The following is a 3,835-nucleotide window of genomic DNA, read 5'->3' as shown; positions in this document are numbered from 1 at the left end:
GGCATCGCGCGGGATGCAGCGGGTCGCGGCCTGTCTGTCACGCTGGCGGAAATGAACGATCTGGCCTCGGCCACGTCTTCAGCATCGACCAAGCTCTTTCATGGCGGTCTGCGGTATCTGGAATACTTCGAATTCCGCCTTGTGCGTGAGGCGCTGATCGAGCGTGAGGTTTTGCTGAAGGCGATGCCGCATATCAGTTGGCCGCGCCGATTCGTCCTTCCATATCATGAAGATATGCGTTTCGAAACGGATACACCCACGTCCAAATTGCTCAACCTGTTCATGCCTTGGATGAAGGGGCGCAGGCCCGCGTGGCTCATTCGTCTTGGCCTGTTTCTCTACGACAATCTCGGCGGGCGGAAGATCCTGCCGCCGACCTCCACGGTGGACCTGCGCAGCACGCCAGAGGGCGCGCCCCTGCAGGAGCGGTTCGAAAAGGCTTTCGAATATTCCGACTGCTGGGTGGAGGATGCGCGGCTCGTCGTGCTCAACGCCCGGGACGCCGAAGCGCGCGGGGCGCGTATCCTGACCCGGACGGAAGTCATCAGCGCGGCGCGCGAAGGCGATCACTGGCGGATCGAAACGCGCAATAGCGAAAACGAAACAGAGGTGTACCGGGCCCGGATGCTCGTTAACGCGGGCGGCCCATGGGTCGGTGACATCATCCAGACGCGTATCCGCCTGAATTCCCGCGAAGGCGTTCGGCTGGTGCGGGGCAGCCATATCGTGACCCGCAGGCTCTACGATCATGACAAATGCTATTTCTTCCAGGGCACGGACGGGCGGATCATCTTCGCCATACCCTATGAAACCGATTTTACCCTGATCGGCACGACCGATGTCGAGCATAGCGCCCCCGGCCGGAAACCTGAATGTACCCCGGAAGAACAGGCCTATCTGATCGATTTCGCCAACCAGTATTTCAAGCGACAACTGACCACGGATGACGTCGTGCATACCTATTCCGGGGTGCGGCCGCTCTATGATGACGGGGCCAGCAGCGCCACGGCGGCGACACGGGACTACACGCTGAAGATCGACGCCGCGGGCGGTGCGCCTGTGCTGAACATATTCGGCGGCAAGATCACCACATACCGGCGGCTGGCCGACAGCGCGCTGGAGAAGATCGGCAAACATCTGACGGTCGCGAAAGGTTCCTGGACAGCCGGTGTGCCGCTTCCGGGCGGGGACTTCCCCGTCGATGGCGTGGAAAATCTTGTGCAAGAGCTGCAAGAGGCGCATCCTTTCCTCGATCAGTTCTGGGCGCGCCGCTTGGTGCGGGCCTATGGGACCGAAGCGCGGAAAGTCCTGAGCGGCGCCGGGGAGGCGCGCGATCTGGGCCGTGATTTCGGAGCGACGCTGACGGAGGCCGAAGTGATCTGGCTGATGCAACGGGAATATGCCCGCACCGCCGAAGACATCCTGTGGCGGCGCAGCAAGCTGGGTCTTCGCCTCAGCGCGAAGCAGGCGCAAACCCTGGCCGACTGGATGGCTCAACGCGCGGGAAGCACCCCCGCCGCCGCGGAATAGGAGGAGAACCGATGACGCTGGAACTCAGGGGCGTGTCAAAGACTGTCGAAGGGCAGACCCACATATATCCCACCGACCTCACGCTGGAGCAGGGGACGATGAACGTCCTGCTGGGGCCGACCACATCGGGCAAGACCTCTCTCATGCGGCTGATGGCCGGGCTGGACGTGCCCGCCACCGGGCAGATTTTCTGGCAGGGTCAGGACGTGACCGGGCAGCGGGTGCAGGACCGCAAGGTCGCCATGGTCTATCAGCAGTTCATCAACTACCCCTCCATGACGGTCTATGACAACATCGCCTCGCCCATCCGCCTGATGGGCGAGAGCAAGGCCGAGATTGATCGCCGTGTGCGTGAAGCGGCGGATCTGATGCAGCTGACCCCGATGCTGGATCGCAAGCCGCTTGAACTCTCGGGCGGGCAGCAGCAGCGCTGCGCATTGGCGCGGGCCCTGGTCAAGAACGCAGGCCTTGTGTTGCTGGATGAGCCGCTCGCCAATCTTGACTACAAGCTGCGGGAGGAGTTGCGCGTCGAGATCCCGAAGATCTTCGAAGCCTCGGGCGCGATTTTCGTCTACGCCACCACGGAACCCGAAGAGGCCCTGCTGCTGGGCGGCAAGACCGCAACCCTCTGGGAGGGGAAGGTCACGCAGTTCGGGCCTACGCCGGAGGTCTACCGCCAGCCGGTCGACGCCACGACCGCCCGCGTCTTCAGCGACCCACCGATGAATTTCCTCCAGATCTCCAAGACGGGTAACCGGATCATGTTCGGCAAGGGGCAAAGCGCCCCCGCGCAGGGCAAGCTCGCCGAATTGGCCGATGGTCGCTACCAGGCGGGCTTCCGGCCCAATCATCTGGAAATCGGGCAGCATGCGGGTGACGCGCTGGAATTCGCCACGACGCTGCAGGTGACGGAACTGACCGGGTCGGAAACCTTCGTGCATCTCGATCATCACGGGGATCGCTGGGTCGGGCTGGTGCATGGGGTGCATGACCTTGCCCTCGGCGAGGCGCTGACCGTCTGGCTAGATCCGCGCCATGTCTACATCTTCAGCGAAGACGGCAAGTTGGTCGCACCAGCCGCCTATGCGCTGGCGGCCTGAAGGGGAACTGACAGATGGCCAAGATCACACTCGACAACCTCGCCCATTCCTACCTGCCCAACCCGACGGGAGAGGATGACTTTGCCCTGAAGGAGTTGAACCACGTTTGGGACGATGGCGCGGCCTATGCCCTGCTCGGCTCCTCCGGGTGCGGCAAATCCACCTTGCTCAACATCATCTCGGGGCTTCTGCAGCCCAGTCAGGGGCGGGTTCTTTTCGACGGGCAGGACGTGACCCATGCGCCGACGGCGGAGCGCAACATCGCCCAGGTCTTCCAGTTTCCGGTGGTCTACGACACGATGACGGTGCGCGATAACCTCGCCTTTCCGCTGCGCAACCGGGGCCGGGACGAATCCTACGTCGCCACCCGCGTGCAGGAGATCGCGCGGATGATCGGCATGGAGGACATGCTGAACCGCAAGGCGCGCGGCCTCACGGCGGATGCCAAGCAAAAGATCAGCCTCGGCCGGGGCATGGTGCGCAAGGACGTGAACGCGCTGCTCTTCGACGAGCCCCTCACCGTGATCGATCCGCATATGAAGTGGGAACTGCGCACCCAGCTCAAGAAGCTGCACCACGATTTCGGCCATACGATGATCTATGTCACCCATGACCAGACCGAGGCGCTGACCTTCGCCGACAAGGTGGTCGTGATGTACGATGGCCGCGTGGTGCAGATCGGCACGCCGGAGGAGCTTTTCGAGCGGCCCGAACATACCTTCGTGGGCTATTTCATCGGCTCGCCGGGCATGAACGTGATCCCCGCGAAGATCGACGGCAACCGCGCCTATGTGGACGGCTCCTATGTGGAGCTTTCGCAAGGCTACAAACCGCTAGATGGCAAGGTTGAGATCGGCGTGCGGCCCGAATACGTCCGCCTTTCCCAGAGCGAGGGACTGCCCGTGAAGGTGCGCCGGGTGGAGGACGTGGGCCGCCACAAGATCATCCGCGCCGAATTCTTCGGGAACGACATCAACATCATCGCGGGCGAGGACGACCGGATCAGCGCCGACATGAACCGTGTCACCTTCGAGCGGGATCATGTGAACGTCTATGCCAATGACTGGCTGGTCAGGGGGGCGGCATGAGCGTTCGTTTGCTCCGAGCCGTCGCAGCTTCGTCCGCCTCGAGGACACACCGGCAGATAAGCGCCATGCCCGACCTAGGGAGGCCGAGAATGCCTGGTGCGTCGGTAGCGTTACAAA

The 3,835-nt window shown here is 62.8% G+C and carries 3 protein-coding genes; all 3 read left to right on the top strand.

The window, feature by feature from the left end; genetic code table 11:
- Positions 1 to 1,530 (top strand): glycerol-3-phosphate dehydrogenase (gene glpD / locus A3764_RS12145; RefSeq protein ID WP_067951628.1); only part of this gene is annotated, 1,530 nt, incomplete at its 5' end.
- 11 nt (positions 1,531 to 1,541) lie between these two features.
- Entirely contained in the window at positions 1,542 to 2,630 is a 1,089-nt protein-coding gene (locus A3764_RS12140) for an ABC transporter ATP-binding protein (protein WP_067928075.1), read from the top strand.
- Positions 2,631 to 2,644: 14 nt separating this feature from the next.
- On the top strand, positions 2,645 to 3,718 hold the full coding sequence (locus A3764_RS12135; RefSeq protein WP_067928072.1) for an ABC transporter ATP-binding protein: 1,074 nt from the start codon (positions 2,645 to 2,647) through the stop codon (positions 3,716 to 3,718).
- Positions 3,719 to 3,835 lie beyond the last annotated feature (117 nt).

The organism is Sulfitobacter sp. HI0129 (assembly GCF_001635395.1).
In the GTDB taxonomy this organism is placed as follows: domain Bacteria; phylum Pseudomonadota; class Alphaproteobacteria; order Rhodobacterales; family Rhodobacteraceae; genus Sulfitobacter.
This window is presented reverse-complemented; position numbering and strand designations above follow the sequence as displayed.